The following is a 281-nucleotide window of genomic DNA, read 5'->3' as shown; positions in this document are numbered from 1 at the left end:
GCTTTGAATAGCATTTGACGGCAATAGTAAATCCCGCAGTTCGTTAATTTATTGGCTTCCGAACAGATATATTCGAGAACCGACATAATCTCTGAAGACTCTTTAATTAAATGTTGCTGACATCCATACATCTTGCATCACCTCCTTGTTTTTAGATTACCACAAAATACATACCTTCTTTTATTAAGATATCTTGATATCTTGACGGGTTAAAACCCGTCTCGTTCGACTACCATTGATTAAAATCAATGGCTAACTCTCACTCTCTATTTTTGGGTTTA

1 pseudogene is annotated in these 281 nt (G+C 35.6%); it reads right to left on the bottom strand.

Going from position 1 to position 281, the window contains the following annotated elements:
• A pseudogene (locus JUI58_RS27505) lies at nt 1-131 on the bottom strand (RNA-guided endonuclease TnpB family protein); the annotation flags it as partial.
• Nucleotides 132-281 lie beyond the last annotated feature (150 nt).

Source organism: Spirulina sp. CCY15215, assembly GCF_016888125.1.
Taxonomy (GTDB): Bacteria; Cyanobacteriota; Cyanobacteriia; order Cyanobacteriales; family Spirulinaceae; genus CCY15215.
Note: the sequence above shows the minus strand (reverse complement) of the source record. Positions and strands in the feature narration are given on the sequence as shown.